The sequence below is a fragment of the Kitasatospora sp. NRRL B-11411 genome, from assembly GCF_000721345.1.
GTDB classification, from domain to species: Bacteria; Actinomycetota; Actinomycetes; order Streptomycetales; family Streptomycetaceae; genus Kitasatospora; species Kitasatospora cineracea.
Map to the genome: position 1 here is coordinate 36484 of NZ_JOGH01000013.1, position 21152 is coordinate 57635.

Consider the following 21152-nt stretch of genomic DNA (forward strand, 5'->3'; position numbering starts at 1 on the left):
GTTCCGGTGTTCAGCGGGAGCGAGGCCCCGGCCCGGCTGCCGGCTGTGGGGAGGTCGCGGGTGCCGAGAAGGCGGCCCGGGTGGAGTCGGCGGCGGCGCGGGCCGGGGAGGTCGTGCGGGCGGCCTGGGCGCGGTGGACGTCCAGCGGCGTGGGGCTGGAGGGGATCTCGGTCAGTTCGGCGGCGCCGATGACCGCCGCGCCGACGGCCAGGTCGCCGAGGTCTCCGATGTCGCGGACGGCGGGGGCGAGCATCGCGCTGACCATGGTGTGCAGGATGGAGTCCGGCGTGGAGGTGCTGGCTGCGGCGGACCAGCCGTCGAAGTCGCTGGCGATGTCGACGCTCCAGAAAGCGTCCTGCCCAGCCTCCTCCCACTCCTCGGGGTCCGGGAAGGCCCGGGTGTTGAGGACGATCGTGTCCTGCGGGCTGTACTCCGAGCACGCCGTCTCGGTGCCCGTCGCGGCGTCCCAGGTGAGGGTCCACCCGTTGGCGTGGAGGGGGGTGCGCCACTCGGGGTCGGCGGCGGCCTCGGTCAGCCGTCCACCGGTGCGCAGCCGGTTGGCCAGGTCGGTGGTGATGGCCTCGACGACTTCGATCGGTGTGTTCTCGGTGAGGCTGACGGTCCACAGCGGAGGGAGGAAGGGGCGTTCGTGGACGGCGATCTTCCACACCACGCCATACTCCTGCGGCTCGTATCCGAGCCGGATTCGGCCGTCGGTGGAGATGATCAGCTGGTTGCCGCGGCCGTCGTCGAGGCGGACGGCTCCCGCCTCGGTCAGGGGGCGGATGGCGCGCTCGGTGTCCGGGGTGGGGCCGGCGTACAGGGCTGGGGAGATGCGGACCTGCTGCCAGGGCCGGTCGCGGGCCAGCTTGGCCCAGTGGGGATTGGCCGTGGTCAACTGCTGCTCCAAGTGGACGGTTTCATGCGGTGCGGGCGGTCAGCGGGACCTCGGCTGCGGGCCGTCGCGGTCCGGCGCCCCGGTGTGGCCGAGCGGGCCGGTGGCCGGAGGAAGGGCGGCCAGGGTGACCGGTGTGGTTCGGGTTCGGGCTGCTGCGGATCGCGGCGAGCAGTCGGTGCCGAGGCGGCCGACGGCGTGGTCGGCAGCCTCCCGGCCGGAGGCGACGATCTCGGCCGTCAGCCGGAGCGCTTCACCGGCGTCTCCGCCGACGCGGTGGTGGAGGGCCCAGCCGCCGGCCGCGCGCAGGGCCCGGGCACTGCGATCCAGCACGCCGCCCTCGCCGGTGATGACGCCGGCCACCCTGCGTGCCTCGGCCGGGTCGGTGGTGCGCAGCAGGTGGGTGGTGACCTCGTCGATGCGCTCGGCCAGCTGATCCGCGGCGTTGCTCGGTAGGCGATCTCCGGTGACCGCGTCCGGGTCGGCCCGGCCGGGACCGGCGGGTCCGGGCTCGGCCGGCGCCTCGCCCGGGCCTTCGCGGGCGGACTGCTGCCCAGTCCCACGTGGCAGGTTGCGGCGCGGGCGCGGCTCGAGATGGACCTGGGTGCGGTTGGCGGCGGGGATCTGGAGGCGCTGGCGGAGCGCCGGCAGAGGATTGACCACCTCGTCGAGCGCGGCACTGATGAGGGCGGAGGGGGTGTGGCCAGCGAAGACGGCGTGCCAGCGCTCGCTGGGGTAGCCGCGGGGTCCGCCCCAGACGGTGACGGTCGGACCGATCCCGCGGATGTCGCCGATGTTGTGGTTGACGGCGATGCCGGCGGTGGCGTCGGGTCGGGTGCAGCTGTAGACGCCGTGGATAGGGCTCGTCTCCCGCGACCACGGTTCGTCGGCGGCTTCCAGGTCGGCCGCGATGGTGTTGTCCAGCGACCGCCGCCCCCACAGCAGTTCGTCGCGCACCGTCTCGGTAGTCGCGGTCAGGGCATGGGAGAGGCGCGCGGCCACCGCGGCGACGACCTCGACCGGGGTGCGGGTGCAGAAGGTGGCATGCCAGGTCCGCTTGCCGACGGGCGAGGCGTACGCGGCGATGGTCCAGCGGGGCCCGTTGGTGGTGTCGTGGTCGAGTTCGATCGCGGCGAGGAGGGACTCGTGCAGGGCGACGGTGGTGTCCTGCCCCGGGCTGTAGCGGCCCCAGGTGGGGGACGTTTCGAGGAACTGGGCGAGGGCTGCCTCGGCGTCGCCCGGTCCGGCCAAGTGGCCTGGTGTGACCACCACTTCGAGGTCGGAGGCGGGGGTGCTCAGGAGGTCTCCTTCGTGCTGGGGCGGGGTCGGGCCGCCCCGGTGGGGGCGGCCCGGCTGCCGGTGATCAGGCTTCGGCCTGTTCCTCGTCCGCAGTCTCGGGGTCGGTCGTGCCCTCGGCGATCTGCCGCTCGGTCTCCGCGAGGCGCAGCTCGGCGATGCCGGCGTAGTGCGGGGTGGCCTCGACGCCGATGAAGTTTCGGCCCTCCAGCAGGGCGGCGACTCCGGTGCTGCCGCTGCCGGCGCAGAAGTCGAGGATGGTCCCCTCCGGGCGGCAGATCTTGACCAGCTCACGCATCACCGAGACCGGCTTCTGGGTGATGTGGACGCGGCCCGCCCGCGGCTGGGAGGCGGTGTAGAGGCCGGGGAGGTAGACAGGGTGGGCCTTGCCGTCGATCGGGCCCTTGCTGCCCCACAGCACGAATTCACAATGCTGCGTGAACCTTCCCATTTGCGGGCGGGCGGCGGGCTTGTACCAGGCGAGTGCGCCGCGCCATATCCAGCCGCCGGCCTGCAGCGCATCGCTCGTGGCGGCGAGCTGACGCCAATCGGTGAAAACGAGGGCGACGCCGCCGGTCTTGGTCGCTCGGTAGGACTCGGCGAGGAGCTGGGAAAGCCAGTAGGTGTAGCTCCTCTGGTCCTTGTTCTCACCGGGGAAATCGGCGAGGGAGTGGGCGGCGTCGTTCGAGGTGTACTTCGCGCGGGCCGTTCGTCCGGTCCGCTCCTGGGCGGTGCGTCCGCCCGAGTTGTAGGGCGGGTCGGTGATGACGGCGTCGATGGAGTTCGAGGGGATCGCGGCGAGCCGGATGAGGGCGTCGCCCTGGTGGATTTCGTAGGGCAAGGGGCGGGCTGACCTCCTGGTCGGGGATGGGGCAGCAACGGCAACCGGCGGTCTGGCCTGGTCTTTCGGCAGGCGGCGGGAGGCCGGCGGGGCGGCTCCGGAGTGCTCGGGCTGCGGCTGCGTCAGGAACCTAGCCCAGGCGCGGCTCGCAACCTAAAACGCACCCCGGACCGGCCTTGCGAAGATCGTTTTAGGTTGCGAGTCGCACTCCGCCTATCGTCTGCCGCACCCCCGGAGATCGCCCGGCCCGGAATGCCGTTTTAGGTTCCGAGCCGGTCCGGTTCTACGGTGGGCACCCCGAAGGAACGCCGCCTTCTTTCTGCACGCCGACCGGATTCCCGTTTTTGGTTGCGAGCCGAGAAGGGGTTAGCGTCCGCCGGGCAAGCCGTCGACACACCCTGAGTTGCAGGAATCGCACCGTTTTAGGTTGCGAGCCCTCGATTCGCTACCGTCGGCCGCCGCAAGCGAATTCCACCCAACCCTTTCCAGGGGATACCCATGCCTTTTTCGAGATTACGAGCGCGGCTTGCTGCCGCCCCCGCCGGCCCGCCCGCCTACCGGCTGGGCGGGCCACCCGCACCCCGCCGCACGATCCGACAGGAGCCCCCGCCTTGCTCGCCCTCACCGCACGGATGCGGATGCCCAAGCCCCGCCCGCCGGACCCCCGCGCCGCCGCGGCCGGAGGTGACGTTCGGAGGGCGCGATGAGCTGGCAGAAGTGGGTCGGCGGCGGTCTCGCCGGCCTGCTCCTGGCACCGTTCGCCATCGCCTTCCCCGCCCTGGCGGTCACCGCCAACGACTCGACCAAGTCCGGCACTTGCACACCGGGCCCCGGTCCACAGCCTGTGGACAGCGCGGCCGTCGCCGCCCAGGTCAAGAAGATCCTGGACGGCGCGACCGGGCAGGTCGGACCCGTCGCCGGCCTGGACAACCCGGCCGTGCAGATCCCCTTCGCGAAGACGATCGTGGCGACCGGCATCTCGATGAACGTGTCCGCCCGCGGGCAGGTCATCGCCCTGGCCACCTCGCTGCAGGAATCGACCTTGCGGAACCTGTCCTACGGGGACAGGGATTCGCTCGGCCTGTTCCAGCAGCGCCCGTCGCAGGGCTGGGGCACGGCCGAGCAGATCCAGGACCCGGTGTACGCCTCGACCCGGTTCTACAAGGCCCTGCTGGAGGTTCCCGGCTGGGAGCAGCTGCCGCTCACCGTGGCGGCCCAGAAGGTCCAGCGGTCTGGCTATCCGGATGCCTACGCCAAGTGGGAGCCGCTGGCCACCGCCTTGCAGCAGGCCATCTCCCAGGTGCTGTCCGGAGGTTCGACTCCCGGTCCCGCCCCTTCTCCGAGCACGACTCCGTCACCGAACCCGTCCGCGCCGGCCACGCCGAGCGGCTGCGGCACGGGAGGCGACGACGGAACGAACTGGGGCATCATCCCGCCCGGCGTCCTGCCGGCCGGCTACCAGATCCCCACCGACGTCCCGCTGCCGGTCCAGAACGCCATCAAGTTCGCGCTCGGCCAGCTGGGCACGCCCTACCAGTGGGGCGGCACCTGCACCGACGCACACGGCCAGGACCCGATGGGCCGCTGCGACTGCAGCTCGTTGACGCAGCAGGCGTACAAGGCCGGCGGCATCACCATCGAGCGCCGGACCTACGAGCAGGTCCACAACGGCACCGGTGTGAGCGTCGACGCCATCCGCCCGGGCGACCTGCTGTACACCCGGCCCGGCCCGGACGGGCCGGAGCACGTGGGCATGGCGATCGGCCAGGGCCTCGTGGTGCACGCCCCCAAGACGGGCGACGTGGTCAAGATCGCCACGCTCGCGTCGTGGAAGCCGGACATCATCGCCGCCCGGCGCATCGCCCCCTGACGGCAACGGCCGTCCCTCTCAGCGCACTTCGCGCACCTTCCCCCTCCCGCGCGGGCCGCCCGCGCATCTTCCTGCCCCTCTAGCCGTGGAGTGTGTTTGCTCACCTACTACCTCGCCGACGCCGCCACGCAGCTGGCGTACGACCCCGGCATCAAGCCGAGCGAAGGCGGCCTGCCCGGCCTGTCCGTCCTGAAGTCCACCGTGGGCTCGATCAACCTCTTCGCCATCATCGCGGTCGTCGGCGCGCTCTGCGTCAGCGGCATCGTCTGGGCCTGGGGCCACCACACCGGATCGCACGGCAGCGAGCAGAAGGGCAAGCAGGGCGCATTGGTCGCCGCGGGCTGCGCCCTCCTGCTGGGCGCCGCGAACGGCATCGTCAGCTTCTTCTCGACGGTGGGGACCAGCGTCCACTGATGCCGAAGTCCTCGCCGTTCACCGGCCAGTCCACCATGCTGCGCCGGCTGCTGATCGGCCTGGGCGTGCTCGTGGTCGTCGCCCTGCTGGCCGGGCTCACCGCCCGGCTGGCGGGCGGCGACCACCGCACCCCGAGCGCCGCCAACCCCCCTTCCTCTCCTCCCGTCTCCGCGACTTCGACCGCTTCGCCGCACGACTCCGGCTCCACCCCCTCGGCCGGAGCGACACCGGGCGTGTCCGTCGTCGCTGCCCCGCCGCGCACCAGCGACCCCCTCAAGTTCGCGACGGCGTTCGCCACCGCGCTGTGGAGCTACGACACCCGCACCGCCACCCAGCCCCAGCAGCTCGCCGGCCTCCGCAGCTGGCTCACCGGCGAGAGCAAGTACGCCGACCCGGACGCCCTCGCCGCCCAGCTGCCGAACCCGGTCCTGTGGAGCCGGATGCGCGACAACGGCCAGCACGCCACCGGCGAAGCCGCCGAGGCGCACCTGCCCGCCGCCTGGCAGCAGGCCATCGGCAAGGACCCCTCGCAGCTCACCATCGCCTACGTCTACGCCGTCACCGTCACCGGCAAGCAGACCGTCAGCTGGAACGACGGCGGCCGGGGCGCGGAGGACCGTGCCCTCACTCTGGCCGTCCAGTGCCGGCCGGGCCGCGACTGCGCGCTCGCCTCCATCGCCACCACCGTCTACCCCTGACCTACAACCACGGTCCTCACCAGAGGAGTTGATCGCCCATCGGTTTCTGTGATCTACCCGGATCCGGCCTGCTCTGTGACGTCATCGTCGGCGGCGTCAGCGACTCCGTCACCGACTCCATCGGCAACTGGGTCGCCAAGAGCGCCGGCGACCTCGCCAAGAGCGCGGTCGACCTCGCCTCCCGTGCCGTCGACAAGACGACCTCGGTCGACCTCGGCGCGGAGTGGTTCCGCACCAACTACGCGACGATCCTGCCGATCGCACTGGTGATGTTGGTGATGACGTTCATCTTCCAGCTGATCCGCGCCGCGTGGAGGCGGGATGGCCAGGCGCTCGGCCAGGCCGTGACCGGAACCGTCTCGGCGTCCCTGTTCGCGATGACGGCGATCACCTTCACCGGCGTCGCCCTCGTCATCGTCGACGCCCTCAGCCGGGGGCTGTTCCAGATCGCCAACTCGAGCATGGACGACGCGGTCAGGCGGTTGGTGAAGGTTTCGATGATCACCGTCACGACGCCGCTCGGCTGGGCGATCCCGGCGCTGGTGGCGCTCGGCTGCGCGGCCGGGGCGATCCTCTACTGGGGCGCGATGGTCCTGCGCAAGGTGACGATCCTGGTGCTCGTCGTGCTCGCCCCCTTCGCGGCGGCCGGCGGAGCGTGGGAGCCGACCCGCGACTGGCGCCGGAAGTGGATCGAGGCCACCGCCACGGTCGTGTTCAGCAAACTGATCATGACGATCATCATGCTCGTCGGCGTCTCCGCGCTCGGCCAGAGCGACACCAAGGACGGCATCCAGGCCCTGTCGGACATCATCGCCGGCCTCGTCGTCATGGCCCTGGTGCGGCTGAGCCCGATGGCGATCTACAAGTTCGTCCACTGGGCAGGCGATGGACAGGCCCACGACCTGCACCGCAGCACCGCCACCGGCCTGCAGGTCGGAGCCGCGACCGCCCAGAAGGGCGCCCGGATGGCCGCGACCGCGGGCGCCGGCGGAGCGGGCGGCGCAGCGATGGGCGGAGCCGCCCCGCAGGGCCCGGCACAGGTGCCCGGCCAGGACGCCCCGGCCGGCGGCAGCGGCGGAAACTCGGGCTCCGGCGAAGGCTCGTCCTCGTCGCAGAACACCTTCCGCTTCCCCGGTACCTCCTCCGGCGGCGACGCGGTCGGAAAGGCGCTGATCACCCGCCGCGCCCAGTCGGGAGGCGACCAGGGCCAGCCGCTGATCTCCCGGGCCCTGGCCTCCGGTCAGTCCTCCGGGGGCGGAGCGAGCGATGGAACACCCGCCAAGCCCACGAGCGCAGTTGCCGCCGCGGGCGGGGGCGGGGGTGCCGTGCCGCAGGTCGTCTTCAGCGCCGCACGTGGCGCGCGCGGCGCCGCTCAGGCGCCCGCTGGCCCGCCGGCGTCGGCCGCCGGGCCTGCCACCCCGTCGGTGGCCGCGACCGGTCCGGCCTCGGCACCGAGCAGCCCCGTCGGCCCCTCCACGCCGCCGACCTCCTGACCAGCACCGGCCGGGGCCACCGTCCGCCCCGGCCGGTGTCCCCGCCCCGACCGAAGGAGTTTGCCCCTGTCGGCCGACCTTCCCACACCGACCGTCCGCTTCCCCAGCCGATCCCGACGGGGAGTCCTGCTCGGGCTGACCGCCGCCCAGCTCACCGTCGTCGGCACCGCCGGCGCGATGCTCCTGGCCACCATGGTCGCCACCGGACTCGCCGGGGCTGCCCTCGCCACCCCGCTCTGGGCCCTGGCCGCCGCCCTCGTCCTCGTCCGCTTCCACAGCCGCTCCGTGGCAGATTGGGCCCCGATCCTCATCCGGTACTACCTCCGCCGCGCCAAGGGCCAGCTCGTCTGGCTCGCCCGGCCCGCCACCCGGCCCCGCCGCGACGGCCTGCTCCACCTGCCCGGCACCGAGGCGAGCCTGCGGGCCGTCACCGCCCCCGGCGGCACGCTCGGCGCGGTCCACGACCCCCAGAAGGGCACGCTCACCGCCGTCATCCGGGTCAGCTCCCGCGCGTTCGCCCTGCTGGACCCCGCCACCCAGGCTGGCAACGTGAGCGCCTGGGGCCGGTGCCTGGCCTCGCTCGCCCGCACCGGCTACATCACCACCGTCCAGGTGATCGAGCGCACCGTCCCCGACAGCGGCGACGCCCTCGCCCGGTACTGGGCGGAGAACGGCCGCCCCGAAGCTGCGGTCGCGGGCCCCGTTTACGAGGACCTCCTCGCCGCCGCCGGCCCGACCGCGGCCCCGCACGAGGCGTACATCGCCATCAGCCTCGACCTCAAGGGCGCCCGCCGCCTGATCGGCGAGGCCGGCGGCGGCCTGTCCGGCGCGTTCAGCGTCCTGGCCCAGCTGGTGCCCGGCTTCGAGCAGTCGCTGCGCAACGCCGGCCTCAACCCACGCGGCTGGCTCAGCACCGGCGAGATCGCCGCCGTGATCCGCTCGGCCTACGACCCGAGGGCCCTCGCCAACCTGGAGCAGTGGTCGGAATCGGGCGAGGCCACCGCTGACCCGGCCGCCGCCGGCCCGGTCGTGGTCGTCGAGGAGCCCGGCCGCCTGACCACCGACACCGCCTGCCACGCGGTGTACTGGATTGAGCAGTGGCCCCGCTCCGAGGTCACCCACGGGTTCCTCCACCCGCTGGTCTTCGCCGGCGGCGCCCGCCGGACCCTCTCCCTCACCTACGGCCCGCAGGCACTGGATGCCGCGCTCAAGGCGGTGCAGCGCACCAAGGCGTCGATCGTCGCGGACGCCGCCGAGCGGGTCCGTAAGGGCCAGGTCGACTCCGAGGCGGACTCGATGGAGTACGCCGATGCCAAGCAGCACGAACGCGAGCTGATCTCCGGCCACGCCGACGTCGACCTGACAGGCCTGGTGGTCGTCTCGGCCGACAACCCGGAAGAGCTGCGCCGCGCCTGCGCCTCGATCGAGACCGCCGCCGCCGGCACCGGTCTGGACCCGCGGCTCCTGCGCTGGCAGCAGGCCGAAGCCTTCGCCCAGGGCGCGCTCCCGCTCGCCCGCACCTGACGGGAGGCCAGCCGTGCACCACCCACCGACTGACCACCGCCTCCTGCGCTTCGCCACTGCCGGCGTCGACGTCCACCACCACACCGCCATACCTGAGCAAGAGCCTGTCTCCCGAGGCGAGTTGGACGCGCTTCACGCTCACTGCGTCGCCCTGTTCGCGCTGCTCGACACCCACACCGGCACCACCCGGCCGCTCGCCCCGGCCGAGGCCGGCCACCTCCACGCCGCCCGCATCCGGCTCTGGCAGACGTGCGACGCCCTCCACGACGCCTACCACCGCGCCCCGCGCGCCGACGGGCGCCGCCCCACCCGCGAGGCGTGCGCGCTGCGGCTGCCGGAGGGCGCCCCGGACATGGTGATCTGCCAGCGCCACAGCACCACCTCGGGCCGCGTCCGGGTGATCGCCACCCCCTCCGAGCTCCGCGGCACCCCGACCACAGCCCCTCGCATCTGACAGGAGAAACGTTCCTGCGCCCCCGCTCCGCCAGTGCCACCCCCCTGTTCACCCCGACCCGCTCGGACCGCTCCGCCCGCCGTCAGGCCAAGCGCGACCTCGCCGCCGCCCGCCGCGCCGCCCGCCAGGCCGGCCGCCCGCAGCGCCCGAAGAGCCGCCGCGAGGAGAACGCCGAACTCCTCCCCACCTACCCCGCCGCCGGCCGTCCCGGCCCCGCCTCCCTGCGCGGCGGCCGACTGCGGCTTCCAGCGCACCGCATGACCACCGCGACCGCCTCGGCCGCCTACCCCTTCCTCGCCGAGGGCGGCCTCGGGTCGGCGGGAGTCCTGATCGGCCGCGACGTCCACGCCGAGGCCAGCTTCGTCTTCGACCCGTTCGCCCTGTACGGGAAAGTTGAAAATTTTACAAACCCGAACACGCTGATCGCGGGCGTGATCGGCCAGGGGAAGTCGGCGCTGGCGAAGTCGATCGCCTTGCGCAGCACGGCATTTGGCTACCGCGTCTACGTTCCGTGCGACCCGAAGGGGGAGTGGACGTCGGTCGCGGAGGCGATCGGCGGGACCACGATCGCGCTGGGCCCGGGGCTTCCCGGGAGGCTGAACCCGCTCGACGCTCCGGCCCCTCCGGCAGGCGTCGACCTGGCGGACTGGGCGGGCGAGGTCCGCAAGCGCCGGCTCCTGCTGCTCGGCTCGCTGGCCCGCACCGTGCTGCGGCGCGACCTGGCGCCGATGGAGTACACGGCGATGGACATCGCCCTGGACGCGGTGGTCGACCGCTCCGCGCGCACGGGCCAGGTCCCGCTGCTGGGCGACGTCGCGGCCGTCCTCGGGCAGCCCGCCGTTCTGGACGCCGCGCTCGGCGACCCAACCCGGCGCGTCGGCGCCGCCGCACAGGACCTCGCCCACGCCCTGCGCCGATTGGTCAACGGCGACCTGGCGGGAATGTTCGACGCGCCGTCGACCGCCGAGTTCGACCCGAAGAGCCCGATGCTGACCATCGACCTCTCCCGGCTCGGCTCCTCCGGCGACGACACCGCGCTGACGCTCGCGATGACCTGCGCGTCCGCCTGGATGGAGGCGGCGCTCAGCGACCCCAACGGCGGTCGCCGGTGGGTGATCTACGACGAGGCGTGGCGCGTGATGCGGCACGCGGCGCTGCTGGAACGCATGCAGAGCCAGTGGAAGCTGAGCCGCGGTCTGGGCATCGCGAACATGCTGATCATCCACCGCCTGTCCGACCTGCTGTCGGCCGGTGACGCCGGCTCCCGGACCCGGGCGCTCGCCGAGGGCCTGCTGACCGACTGCGCGACCCGCGTGATCTACCGGCAGGAGAGCGACCAGCTGGCCGCCACCGCCGGCCTGCTCGGCCTCAGCGGCGTCGAGACCGCCGCCATCGCCGCCCTCGGCAAGGGCCGCGGCCTGTGGAAGGTGGCAGGGCGTTCGTTCGTTGTCCAACATCTGCTGCATCGTGCCGAGTTGGCCCTGTTCGACACGGACGCCCGGATGCATGCGGCCCCGGATTCGGCATGATCACGCCCGGCCGCCCGCGGCTGTCCCGCGTGGTGACCGGCTCCGATCCGGCCGACCCCTGCAACGTCATCGTCGCACAGCCCGGCCTCGCCGCGGGCGGACTCCTGCAGCACGCCGGACTGCGTCCCGGATCCGGTGGCCGAGCGGCCACCGCGCCCGTCGGCGCTCAGGTCACCGCTCCCGGCTCAGCAGTGCCTGCCCTGGCCGGCGCCACCCACCACCGCTGAACCGCCAGGAGTTGTCATCGCGCACGTCACCATTGCCCACTTGCCCGACCGGGACACCATCGTCGCCGACCCTCCCGACCGGCGCAGCGCGTACTGGCTGGAGCAGGCCGGATTCGTCCGAGACGACGCCCTGCGGCTGCACCGTATCCGCCGCGACACGAGCGCCTCCACCGCCGAGCGGCAGATCCGCGACGCCCGGCGGCTGCTCGCCTCCGCCGACTACGGGATCACCCGGGTGTACAGCGCGGACGAGCAGCGCCTACGCGCCGAGTCCCCACCGCCGCTGGGGACGTCGGCACCCCCGGGCCCGCCGCGGACGCTCGGCGACCGCACCGTCTGGGTGCACCTGGTGAGTGAGGACGTCGCCGCCGGCCACCTGGTGATCCACGCGCACCACCAGGACCCCGAGGGGTCGGTCGAGCTGCTCGTCGACTACCCCGGGGCCGGCGAGGCGGCGGTCCTCTACACCGAGCAGGGCAGCGGCCACTACGGCCCCAGCCGCCACGCCACCTTCGCCTCCGCGCGAGCCGAGTGGACCTCGTACGGGTACGCGGCCGAGGCTCCGGTGCCCGGCGCCCGGCGGGCCGCCGCCGCCCGCCGGACCTCCCCCGTGGTGCTCGGCCGTCCGGGAGCGCTCCCTGCGGGACCGCCGCCCCCGGTGATCGGTGCCGGACTCGCCGGCCGGGGCCCGGAACCCCCGTTCTGACCTTCACCTCCCGCCAACTCTGCTGCCATTCCTACCTCTTGGAGATGCATGTCGACCATGACGCTCACCCGCCAGGACGCCCGCCTGGAGGCCGCCCTCGGCCAGAGCATCACCGCCCTGATCGCCAACCAGGCGCGGGCCGACGCGAAAACCGCGCGGGTGCTCGACACGCACCGCGCGCTGGTGGCCGCCGAGACCGCGGTGTCCTTCCAGCGCGTGCGGCTGGTCAACGTCGCCACCGCCCAGCGGCGCGTGGACGACGCCGTCCTCGACGAGCTGGATGCGCAGTTCGAGAAGCTGGAGGAGGCGGCCGAGGAGCGCGATGCGCTGGAGGCCGACCTGGTGCGGCTGCTCCAGGCTCGCGAGGAGGAGGTGAAGCGGAAGGCGGCCGAGGCCACCCTGGCCACCGGCCCGGCGCCGGTTCCGGTGACGGTTTCTCCGGCCTCGGCACGGCGCCGCTGATCGGGAGCCTGATGCCCACGACGACGGATCCCGGCACCACCGGCGGCCTGGTGACCCTCGGCTGGGACTACGACCACGGCGAGTTCGTCGTGCTGAACGGCCAGGTGCCCCAGCCCGCCCGGGAAGCGATCTACCAGGCCGGGTTCTCGAGGCGCGGCGAAACGCTGGACTGCTGGCACCAACGCCGCAGCGTCGAACCGCACGAGCAGATCCGCAGGGCCGGACGGCTCGTCGACCAGCTGGTCGCGGCCCGGGTGCCGGTCGCCAACTGGCACCACCCCGAGCAGCGCAACGGCGACCTGTCCGAGCACTACCGGTGGCTGCAGGACGAGGGCCCCTTCCCCGACGCCGACCGCGTCGCCGAGACGGCCCGGGCGATCGTCTCCGCCGACCTGGCGGCCGGCCGCCTGATCCCCGCCGACCGCGCACTCGCCCGCGAGGTGGTGTCCGGCACCGTGGTCGTGGAGGCCATGCACGCCTGGGACGACGGCGTCGGGTGGTGGCTGGCCCGCACCCCCGAAGGCCCCGACGCCCACACCTACATGGTGCTGCGGCACGACCCCCAGCACCTCAACGTGACCGAGCACTACGCCGATTGGTACGGGCCGCAGGCCCGCCGCGACTTCCGGGCGACGCAGCTGCGGGACACCACCCACCCGCCCGCCGCCCGTGCCCAGGCCGCCCGTCCAACGCGGCGGGCACGGCTGGCAGCCGCCCCCTCCACCGTGCCACTGCCGCCCGGACCGCCTCCCCGCCGCACTGCCGCCCGCTGACCGAGCCCCCTTGGAGAACACCCGCTTGCCCCACCAGCAGCCCGCCGGCGTCACCTTCCGCCGCTTGGCCTCCGCCGGGATCACCGCCACCACCACCAGCCGCGACCCGGCCGTCCTCGCCGCCCTGGCCGACGCCGGGTTCCGCCTCGGCCTCCCGGACGCCCCGGAGCGCTACTCCCTGGCCGAGCGCGACCCGATCGCCCAGTCCAGGGCGGCAGCCCAACTCGCAGCCAACCTAAGGGAGATGGGAGTTCCGGTTGCCTCCCGGTCCGCCCAGCTGGCCGGCCTCGACGGCGCTGCCGTCACCGTCGCCCCCTCAGCGGCGGCACGGGCCGCCGCCGCCATCACCGCTACCGCGGCACAGGCCCCAGTCGTATCCGACCAGTCCCGCCCCGCCGTGCCCACGTCCCCGTCGCCGGCACCGGCCGCCCGCCGCTGACCGCGTCCGCCATCTGCCCCGAGGAGCAGCGCATCACCCCCGAGCACGTCTCCATCACCCGCGACCCGCAGTTCGGCGTCGTCGCCGAGGTCGGCCCCGACGCCTCACCGACCGCCCACACGCTGCTCGCCCGCGCCGGCTTCCGCCAGCTGGCCGACGGGCGGCACGCCCTCGACCGCAGCGAGCAGAACATCTTCCTGCACGCCCGGCAAACCACCGCCGCCCTGCGCCGGGCCGGAGTCCAGGTCTCCGCGGACCCCGCCTTCGACTACACCGACGCGACCCGTCCCGGTCCGGACAGCCCGGCCGCCCGCGCCGCCGGCCCGGACGCCGTCGTCCAGGTCAGCGCCCCGGCTCCGCCCCGCGGCTTCGACGTCCACATCGGCCGCCACCCGCAGCTGGGCATCGTCGCCACCAACCCGCACAGCAACCCGGCTGCCGCGTACGCGCTCGCCGAGGCCGGCTTCACCACCACCGGCGGACGCCACCCGGGCCTCTACGTCATGGACGAGCCCGAGTTCGAGGGCGACAAGCGGGCCGCCACCGCCGTCTCCACGCTTCGGAGCAAGGGGCTGCGGGTCGCCTCCGACCTCGCCTTCGAACCGCTCAGCGGCCCGTACGAGTCCACCGACCCGTTCGCCACCCGGCTGATCGAGGAGATGAACCGCACCCCTCCCTCGGCCGCCGCAGAACCGGCCCGGGCCGCGCAGAACGACGACCCGTTCGAGACCCGCGTGTTCAAGGCCCCCATCCTCGGACCCGTCACCCCCACCGCGCCGGACCCGTTCAACACGATCGTCCATCCGCCGACCGGACCGAGCCGGGACGACCAGCGCGCGGACGCCATGCTGCACGACCGGGCCGCGCTGAGCGCCGAGATCGCCTCCCGGCTCCGGGCCATCGAGGACCAGGTCCGCACCAACCCGGGCAGCGTCGACCTGACGCGGATCGAGGCCGTGGTCGCCGAAGCCACCACCGTGCTCGCCGGCGCGGGCAAGGACCTCGCCGCCGTCGCGGCCCGCCCCACCGCCACACCGGCCGCCCGCACGAGCAGCGCTGCCAGCCCCCGCGCCCGCGCCGCACTCGCCACCAGCGGCCGACTCCGCTCCTCCGCCGCCCTGCACGCCACCGCCGCCGCGACCACGGCCGCGTCCGCCCCGGCCGTCGACCCCCGCATCGCGTGGGCCGCCGGAAACACCAACTCCCGCTAACCACAAGGAGAATCGCCCTGGCCGTCAAGAAGAACTGGACCGTCGAGCACGACTGCGGACACGCGGTCGACCACGACCTGTCCTCCCGACCCGCCGACAAGCGCGCCGGCTACGCCCGCTGGCTCGCCACCCGCTCCTGCCGCGACTGCTGGCTCGCCGAGCGAAAGGAGGACACCGCCGAACGCGAGGCGTGGATCGCCGCCCGCCGCGCCGAAGAGCAGGAGGCCGCCACCACCTGGGCCGCCCAGTTCGGCATGCCGCCGCTGGAGGGCCCCGAGCGGGCCATCGCCTGGGGCGAGCGCTGCCGGCACCAGCTCGTGACCACCGCCTACCAGGCCCTGGTGGTCGAGGGCACGATCACCGAGGAGGCGTGGCTCGCCGTCGAGGAGCAGCTGCGCACGCTGGACAAGGCCAGCTGGTGGATCGACCAGCGCGAGTCCGAGCCGGCCGACCTCCCCGAGCTGGCCGCCGCCGCCACCAGCGCGGACCGCGTCACCGAGAACCCGAACTGAGCACCGGGCCCACCACTCCCACCCGGCGACCTGCCCTCCCACCTTTGGAGCCGACCCTGCCCACACCGGAAGCACCCGCCGACCACCGGCCCGAGCCGGTCGCGATCCGCCACGGTCTGTACGGCAGCATCGAGGCAGCGGGGCCGGCCGACGCGCTCGCGCTTCTCGCACCGCTGCAATTCCGAGCGCCGACGGCCGAGGGCGACCCCGCCCGGCGGTCCGTCCCGGAGGGCCCGCTCGACCGGCAGGCGGCTGCAGCCGAGGCCGCGACGCGGCTTCGGGACGGCCAGTGGAGCGTCGACCTCGACCCCGCGCTGCAGGGCTCTGCCCGCAGCACCGCCGTCCTGACAGCGCTGACCGACGTCTCCATCGCCCTCGCCGAAGTAGAGAACCTGGTAGGCGAGATGGAGGACGCGGGTGAGCTGGCCGACCTCCTCGGCCAGCTCACCATCGGCCCGGGCAACGCCATGAACGGCTTGGAACAGATCCTTCGGGCCTGCGCCGACCGGGTCCGCGCTACCACTGCCCCAGGTCACCACGACCTCGTCGACCGGATCCGCGCCGAGGCCGCCCGAACCAGCCTCGCCGCGGACAACCTCGCCCAGTGGTCCTCCGGCCTGGACGCCGTCCGCCGCTCCACTCGGGCCAATGCCGCGACCACCGGGTCGCCGGGAAGGCAGCCGGCAGGAGCTGCCCCCTCCGCCGCGACTGCGCTCCCGCGCCCCTCCCACCCCCCACGTTCCCGCTGACCCGACCCCCAGGAGACGCGCTGCCCCCCAACTCGGAACGCCTCTACCACTTCTACGTCGACGGCGCCGCACACGGGCCCTATCCAGGCATGGTCGACCCCCGCGACACCACTGGCCTCATCGGGCCCTACTGCAGCCCGGCCTTCTCCCGGCCGGTCGCCGAGCGGATCATCGTCGACCTGCACTCCGACAACTGCGGACTGACCGGCCGCTGGGACGGCGACGTGCTGGTCTTCGAGTGGTCGCCCGACTACGACGGGGACGGCGGCACGGAGACCGTCACCCCGGACGAGCAAGGCCGCTACCGGATCGGTGGCCGCTGGCCCTGGGACTACGACGGCCCACTCGACGCAGCCGAGCGCCACCAGGCCGCACTCGCCCGCTCCGCCGCCCGTCTGGGCAACAGCCCGCCTCTGGTCGAGGCGCCGGTGCTCGCCTCGGCCAGCCCCACGGTCGCACCGGCCCCGGGACGGTGACGTGCACCCCACGATCGCCCGCTACGCCTCCACCCGCGACCTGCTCGCCTCCGCCACGGCCGCCGCCGCCCAGCAGCGGCAGGACCTGCGTCTGATCGACGCCTGGCGCCCCGTCGCGGACCTGCCCGCGCTCCACCAGGCGGCGTTCGCCGCGGAACTGGCCGCGCACCTGCCACCGCCGGCCGGGCCCGCCGCCGCCCTGCGTACGAGGCTGGTGTGGCAGTGCACCCTGCGCACCGACCCCGACGCCGCAGGCCCTGCGGACCACCGCTTCCAGGAGACCGCCCGGCGCATCCTGGCCGCCACCGGGATCGCCACCGACGGAGACCCCGCCTCCTGCCGGTGGGCGCTACTGCGGCTCGGCGGCCACGAGGCCCGCCTCGTCGCGCCTCTCGCCCGGCCGGACGGCAGCGTCGTGGACACCGGCCGCGACCGTTCCCTCGCCCTGGCCGTCTGCCAGCTCGCCGAGAGCCGCAGCACCGGCACCGGTACCCGCCGCCCCCGCGCGGCGACGGCCGGCACCGCCGGCCACCGGCCCGGTCTCCTCTCCACCCCTTCTCCTGTCGTCTCCGCCGCGGCCCGAGCCGGTCGGCGCCCGTAGAAAGAGGACGACCGTTGTCCGATGCCCCCGCTGCCAGGCCCCTCGAAGTCGCCGAGCAGGCCATCGCCCGTGCCGGCCGCGCCTTCGCCGAGATCGTCGAAATCGCCCCGTCGCTGACGGCCCACGAGGCCGCCGAGGTGCTGCTGGGCCTCACCCTCATGCCCGGCGCGGTCCATCAACTCGCCGACGCCGTCACCGAGATCGGCCGTCAGGTCGCCCAGCAGTACGGCGACCGGCCACCGCTGTGGGAGCCGCTCCTCATGGAGGCCACCGCCATCGCCGCCGCCGGGTTCCGCACGGCCGCCACCGCCGACGCCATCGCCGAGGCCGCGGACGAGACCACCCGCAGCCGGGCCGCCACCACCCAGTCCCCGGCCCTGCGGGCCGCCGGCGCCACGGCCGCGGTCCACCTCGCCCCAGCCGTCGCCGTGCCGCCCCACCCCCGCATCGTCGAGCCTCCCCACCGCTGAAACCCCGAGGACCCCACCGTTGACCACCTCACCGACGGCCGCCGCCCAGGACGAGGTGCTCGTCCGGCCGCGCCACCTCGCCGGCCCCGGCCCTCTGCCGGTCCTGGCACCGCTGCTCCACCTCCACTCGTGGCCGTACAGGGTCGACGAATCCCTGGCCCAGCTCGTCGCTTTCAGCCCGGACCGGCGTGTCGAGATCGCGATGGAGCCGCACCGGGTCTTCCACCTCTACCGGGTCAGCGTCCGCAAGCACCCGACGGACGCAGTCCCGTACTGGCAGGCCACGTTCACCAAGGACACCCCAGGGGAGATCGTCGGCGCGTTCGTCCAGGCCATCGCCGCCGACGGCTACACGATGCCGGAGGAGATCGTCGCCGAGCCGACCGCCTCGCCGACGACCGCCTGGCGCCCCCTGTTGAAGGCCGGCTGGCAACTCCAGGACGACCCAGACTTCGTCCGCCTCACATCCCCGGATGGCACCACCGGCTTCACCTACTCACCCGCCTCCACCGACGACCGGTGCGGGGAGGGCGTGGGGGCCTGGATGGCACAAGCCACCTTCGGGCCCGCCTGGAGCGACCAGTGGACCATCGTTCTCGGCCACTCAACACCCGTGCGGTACTTGGCGATTCTGGCCTCCGCCATCACCGATCCCGCGCCCGTGGTCCGCCGCCGCAGCTCCCTGTCCGAGGCCGCGCTGCCGAAGCTGACCACGTGGCCCGCCCCGCCCGCCGATCCCATGCGCCAGTTCACCGCCGTCGAGTACGCGGGCGCCATGTTCAACCCCCGCCACCCCGGCCACGGCCACCCCCCACGCCGCTGACCAGGAAGGAGTCCCCGTGCCCGACCCCACCGAGATCGTCTTCGCCCGCTTCCCCAAGCGAGACGGCTCCACCACTACCGGCAGCGCCTGGGCCCAGGCCACCGACCTGGCCAGCCGGGCGCTCCTCGCCCGCGCCGGATTCGCCAACGACGGCCTCAGCGCGATCTTCACCGCCGAGGACGCCGGCCACGGCGACGTCAACCAGCGCATCCGCCTCGCCGAGCAGCTCCTCACCGACGCCGGGTATCCCACCAGGGTGGTGCCCCCACTCCCGATCCGCAGGATCGAGAACACCTTCGGCGAAAGGGACTTGGCCTACCTGCAGTCCCGACTGGTGCAGGCGACCGCCCAGGTCCACCGGGCCACCACAGCGGAGGACGTCACCACGGTGGCGCTCGCGGTGATGGACCCCGAGACCGGCCTGCTGGAGCGGCTCACCGCACTGCTGGACACCGCCTCCCAGCGGCTCGAGACCCTCACCGACCAGGATCTGCTGTCCGGCTCGCCCATGGCCGCCGCTCTGCAGGACGCCAGTGCCCAGCTCACCACCGCGGGCTACCGCGTCGCCGAGGCCCAGCTGGAACGCCTGGACAAGATCGACGAGCAGTTGCCGGCCCCGGCCACACCGCGGGCCGCTGCCGCCCGCGCCCGCACGGCACCGCCCTCGCTGCCCGCCGCCCTGACCGGTGCCGCCCCCGCACCGCTCGCCTCCCTCGCACCTACGTCGGCCAAGGCGTCCGCCTCCCGCTGACCACGCAGTTCCCCGCCGGCTGACCACCCGCCGGCCGCCGGGCCGATCACCCACGTCTCGGGCCTCTGTCCCGCCGTGATCGCCGCCCGTTCCCCGCCCGCTCCGGGCCCCTGCCGCCGCGCGCCCCTGCCCGGCAGGCCGACACCCCCGTCAAGGAACCCGCTCCTGCCCGCCTCGCCCAAATCCCCTTCTGCCAGCCCCGGTTCGGACGCCCTTCTCTACGCGCTCATTGGCGCGGGCGTCGCCGTCGCCGTCTTCGGCACCTTCGCCTGGCTCGGCGGCAACGCCGCCACCGCCGCGACCGCCGACCACGTCCCGTGGGCCCCGTTCCAACCGGTCGACGCCGCACTCCACCCCGACCGGGCCTTCCCGCACCTCAGCCCGCTCCTGCTGCTGATCAGCACCCGCGTCGCCCCGGCGCTGCTGTCGATCGCGCTCGCCGCCGCCGGCCTGCTGCTGTGGTCCAAGCACCGCCGCAAGCCCACCGGCCTCGCCGGCCGGAGCGACCTGGCGCCGCTGCTGCCCGCCGAGATCACCGCCAAGGCCCGGGACCTGCGCCCCAGCCTCTCCAAGGCCAAGCCGCGCGAGATCAGCCCGGACGACACCGGCATCCTGCTCGGCGACCTCGCCCCGAGTGGTCCCGAGGTCCGCTCCAACTGGGAGGACGTCGCGGTCGCGATCATGGCGCCGCGCTCCGGCAAGACGACCAGCATCGCCGTGCCGGCCATCCTGCGCGCCCCCGGCCCGGTTCTCCTCACCTCCAACAAGGCGGCCCGGGACGCCTACACGGCCACCTTGGAGGCCCGGTCCGAGGTCGGCCGTGTGTGGACGATGGATCCGCAGCAGATCGCCCATACCCCGCAGGCGATGTGGTGGGACATCCTCGCCGACGCCAAGGACCTGCCGGGCGCGCGACGCCTCGCCGGCCACTTCGTCGCCGCGGCCGTCGACGAGTCCAGCCAGGGCGACTTCTGGTCCACCGCCGCCCAGAACACCCTGTGCGGGTTGTTCCTCGCCGCGGGCCGCGACGGCCGGCCGATCACGGACGTCCTCAAGTGGTTGGCCGTCCCCAGCGACCGCACCCCGGTCGACATTCTCCGCGCACACCAGCTGATCGCCATCGCGGACCAGCTCCAGGGAACCGTCTCCGGCGCGGTCGAAACCCGCGACGGCATTTACGAAACCGCCCGCCAATACGCGGCCTGCCTTCTCGATCCGCAGATCTCCAAGTGGGTCACACCGAATCCCGACCTGCCGGAGTTCAAGCCGGAGGAGTTCGTCACCCGCAAGGACTCCCTGTTCCTGTTGTCCAAGGACGGCGGCGGCTCGGCATCGGCCCTGATCGCGGCTGCGGCGGACTCCGTGATGCGCACCGCGGTGATCGAGGCCGAGCGCGCCGGAGGCCGTCTCGACCCGCCACTCCTCGCCATTCTGGACGAGGCAGCAAATGTGTGCAAAATCGGCGACCTGCCTGACCTGTATTCCCATCTCGGGTCTCGCGGTGTCATCCCGATCACCATTCTCCAGTCCTACCGCCAGGGCCAGAAAGTCTGGGGCGAGGCGGGAATGGACGCGATGTGGAGCGCGGCCACCATCAAACTGGTCGGCTCCGGCATCGACGATGCCGATTTCGCCGACAAGCTCTCGCGGCTGGTCGGCGACCACGACGTGGAGACGGTTTCGCATTCCACGTCGGAATCGGGCAGGTCCACCTCCGTCAGCATGCGCCAGGAGCGCATTCTCCCGCCCGACCAGATCCGTGCCCTGAAGAAGGGGACGGCGCTTCTCTTCGCCACCGGCCTGCGTCCCGCACTGCTGACTCTGCGCCCCTGGTACAAGGAGCCCGGTGCCGCCGAGGTCGGCGCGGCGTCCTCCCGGCAGACCGCTCTGATCACCGAACGGGCGATGGCCAAGGCCGGTGGTGCCGCATGATCTATA

The 21152-nt window shown here is 73.5% G+C and carries 26 protein-coding genes; 21 read left to right on the forward strand and 5 right to left on the reverse strand.

The window, feature by feature from the left end; translation table 11 throughout:
• Positions 1 to 10: 10 nt before the first annotated feature.
• The 3 genes from IH44_RS0108915 to IH44_RS0108925 all read right to left on the reverse strand — a co-directional run bounded on the left by IH44_RS0108915 (position 11) and on the right by IH44_RS0108925 (position 3032).
• Positions 11 to 898: a DUF317 domain-containing protein gene (locus tag IH44_RS0108915; protein ID WP_157852204.1), complete on the reverse strand. Its 888-nt coding sequence runs from the start codon at positions 896 to 898 to the stop codon at positions 11 to 13.
• Positions 899 to 937: 39 nt separating this feature from the next.
• Positions 938 to 2146: a DUF317 domain-containing protein gene (locus IH44_RS0108920; protein ID WP_030458898.1), complete on the reverse strand. Its 1209-nt coding sequence runs from the start codon at positions 2144 to 2146 to the stop codon at positions 938 to 940.
• 112 nt (positions 2147 to 2258) lie between these two features.
• Entirely contained in the window at positions 2259 to 3032 is a 774-nt protein-coding gene (locus tag IH44_RS0108925; protein ID WP_051816684.1) for a DNA methyltransferase, read from the reverse strand.
• A gap of 703 nt (positions 3033 to 3735) precedes the next feature.
• On the opposite strand from IH44_RS0108925, the gene IH44_RS0108930 reads away from it, so the two are divergent.
• The 3 genes from IH44_RS0108930 to IH44_RS0108940 all read left to right on the forward strand — a co-directional run bounded on the left by IH44_RS0108930 (position 3736) and on the right by IH44_RS0108940 (position 6014).
• Positions 3736 to 4902, forward strand: coding sequence for a C40 family peptidase (locus IH44_RS0108930; protein WP_051816685.1), 1167 nt, complete (start codon positions 3736 to 3738; stop codon positions 4900 to 4902).
• Between the two features lie 96 nt (positions 4903 to 4998).
• Positions 4999 to 5316 (forward strand): DUF6112 family protein, encoded by a 318-nt coding sequence (locus IH44_RS0108935; RefSeq protein ID WP_030458901.1) that lies wholly within the window; start codon positions 4999 to 5001, stop codon positions 5314 to 5316.
• Positions 5316 to 6014, forward strand: a complete 699-nt coding sequence (locus tag IH44_RS0108940) for a hypothetical protein (protein ID WP_030458902.1) — start codon at positions 5316 to 5318, stop codon at positions 6012 to 6014. The genes IH44_RS0108935 and IH44_RS0108940 overlap by 1 nt, the downstream gene beginning before the upstream one ends.
• 238 nt (positions 6015 to 6252) lie before the next feature.
• On the opposite strand, the gene IH44_RS47790 is transcribed toward IH44_RS0108940, so the two are convergent.
• The gene (locus IH44_RS47790; RefSeq protein WP_232794871.1) at positions 6253 to 6519 is read right to left on the reverse strand and encodes a hypothetical protein; all 267 of its coding nucleotides are present in this window, start codon (positions 6517 to 6519) and stop codon (positions 6253 to 6255) included.
• On the opposite strand from IH44_RS47790, the gene IH44_RS0108950 reads away from it, so the two are divergent.
• The 9 genes from IH44_RS0108950 (at position 6476) to IH44_RS0108990 (ending at position 13621) form a co-directional block, all read left to right on the forward strand.
• Positions 6476 to 7507 (forward strand): type IV secretion system protein, encoded by a 1032-nt coding sequence (locus tag IH44_RS0108950; RefSeq protein WP_369794922.1) that lies wholly within the window; start codon positions 6476 to 6478, stop codon positions 7505 to 7507. The two genes, IH44_RS47790 and IH44_RS0108950, sit on opposite strands and share 44 nt — an antisense overlap.
• Positions 7508 to 7567: 60 nt before the next feature.
• Entirely contained in the window at positions 7568 to 9031 is a 1464-nt protein-coding gene (locus tag IH44_RS0108955) for an SCO6880 family protein (RefSeq protein WP_232794872.1), read from the forward strand.
• A 13-nt stretch (positions 9032 to 9044) separates the two neighbouring features.
• Entirely contained in the window at positions 9045 to 9485 is a 441-nt protein-coding gene (locus IH44_RS0108960; protein WP_030458906.1) for a DUF6238 family protein, read from the forward strand.
• A 257-nt stretch (positions 9486 to 9742) separates the two neighbouring features.
• A complete protein-coding gene (locus IH44_RS0108965; RefSeq protein WP_232794873.1) occupies positions 9743 to 11014 on the forward strand; it encodes an ATP-binding protein in 1272 nt (423 codons plus the stop codon).
• Entirely contained in the window at positions 11011 to 11241 is a 231-nt protein-coding gene (locus IH44_RS0108970; RefSeq protein WP_030458908.1) for a hypothetical protein, read from the forward strand. Before IH44_RS0108965 ends, IH44_RS0108970 begins: the two co-directional genes overlap by 4 nt.
• Before the next feature lie 40 nt (positions 11242 to 11281).
• Positions 11282 to 11947, forward strand: a complete 666-nt coding sequence (locus IH44_RS0108975; protein ID WP_030458909.1) for a hypothetical protein — start codon at positions 11282 to 11284, stop codon at positions 11945 to 11947.
• A 48-nt stretch (positions 11948 to 11995) separates the two neighbouring features.
• Positions 11996 to 12409 carry a hypothetical protein gene (locus tag IH44_RS40760; RefSeq protein ID WP_030458910.1) on the forward strand — a complete coding sequence of 138 codons (414 nt, stop codon included), beginning with the start codon at positions 11996 to 11998 and terminating at the stop codon, positions 12407 to 12409.
• An 11-nt stretch (positions 12410 to 12420) separates the two neighbouring features.
• Positions 12421 to 13182 carry a hypothetical protein gene (locus IH44_RS0108985; RefSeq protein ID WP_030458911.1) on the forward strand — a complete coding sequence of 254 codons (762 nt, stop codon included), beginning with the start codon at positions 12421 to 12423 and terminating at the stop codon, positions 13180 to 13182.
• A 25-nt stretch (positions 13183 to 13207) separates the two neighbouring features.
• A complete protein-coding gene (locus IH44_RS0108990; protein ID WP_157852210.1) occupies positions 13208 to 13621 on the forward strand; it encodes a hypothetical protein in 414 nt (137 codons plus the stop codon).
• Positions 13622 to 13725: 104 nt separating this feature from the next.
• Here the strand turns inward: IH44_RS0108990 and IH44_RS0108995 are convergent, their stop codons facing one another.
• Positions 13726 to 14109 (reverse strand): hypothetical protein, encoded by a 384-nt coding sequence (locus IH44_RS0108995; protein ID WP_157852212.1) that lies wholly within the window; start codon positions 14107 to 14109, stop codon positions 13726 to 13728.
• A 15-nt stretch (positions 14110 to 14124) separates the two neighbouring features.
• Here IH44_RS0108995 and IH44_RS0109000 point away from each other — a divergent pair, with 15 nt between their 5' ends.
• From IH44_RS0109000 to IH44_RS0109040, 9 genes are all read left to right on the forward strand, one after another.
• Positions 14125 to 14832 (forward strand): hypothetical protein, encoded by a 708-nt coding sequence (locus IH44_RS0109000; protein ID WP_030458914.1) that lies wholly within the window; start codon positions 14125 to 14127, stop codon positions 14830 to 14832.
• Positions 14802 to 15344, forward strand: a complete 543-nt coding sequence (locus IH44_RS0109005; protein ID WP_369794919.1) for a hypothetical protein — start codon at positions 14802 to 14804, stop codon at positions 15342 to 15344. Before IH44_RS0109000 ends, IH44_RS0109005 begins: the two co-directional genes overlap by 31 nt.
• A gap of 44 nt (positions 15345 to 15388) precedes the next feature.
• Complete coding sequence (locus IH44_RS0109010; protein ID WP_030458916.1) at positions 15389 to 16093, forward strand: hypothetical protein; 705 nt, start codon at positions 15389 to 15391, stop codon at positions 16091 to 16093.
• Between the two features lie 89 nt (positions 16094 to 16182).
• Positions 16183 to 16569 carry a hypothetical protein gene (locus IH44_RS0109015; RefSeq protein ID WP_030458917.1) on the forward strand — a complete coding sequence of 129 codons (387 nt, stop codon included), beginning with the start codon at positions 16183 to 16185 and terminating at the stop codon, positions 16567 to 16569.
• A 1-nt stretch (position 16570) separates the two neighbouring features.
• Complete coding sequence (locus IH44_RS45260; RefSeq protein ID WP_030458918.1) at positions 16571 to 17170, forward strand: hypothetical protein; 600 nt, start codon at positions 16571 to 16573, stop codon at positions 17168 to 17170.
• A 14-nt stretch (positions 17171 to 17184) separates the two neighbouring features.
• Positions 17185 to 17640, forward strand: coding sequence for a hypothetical protein (locus IH44_RS45265; protein ID WP_030458919.1), 456 nt, complete (start codon positions 17185 to 17187; stop codon positions 17638 to 17640).
• A gap of 19 nt (positions 17641 to 17659) precedes the next feature.
• A complete protein-coding gene (locus IH44_RS0109030; protein WP_030458920.1) occupies positions 17660 to 18463 on the forward strand; it encodes a DUF317 domain-containing protein in 804 nt (267 codons plus the stop codon).
• Positions 18464 to 18479: 16 nt separating this feature from the next.
• Positions 18480 to 19214, forward strand: a complete 735-nt coding sequence (locus IH44_RS0109035) for a hypothetical protein (protein ID WP_030458921.1) — start codon at positions 18480 to 18482, stop codon at positions 19212 to 19214.
• A 165-nt stretch (positions 19215 to 19379) separates the two neighbouring features.
• Positions 19380 to 21146: a type IV secretory system conjugative DNA transfer family protein gene (locus IH44_RS0109040; protein WP_030458922.1), complete on the forward strand. Its 1767-nt coding sequence runs from the start codon at positions 19380 to 19382 to the stop codon at positions 21144 to 21146.
• The last annotated feature ends 6 nt before the right edge of the window (positions 21147 to 21152 follow it).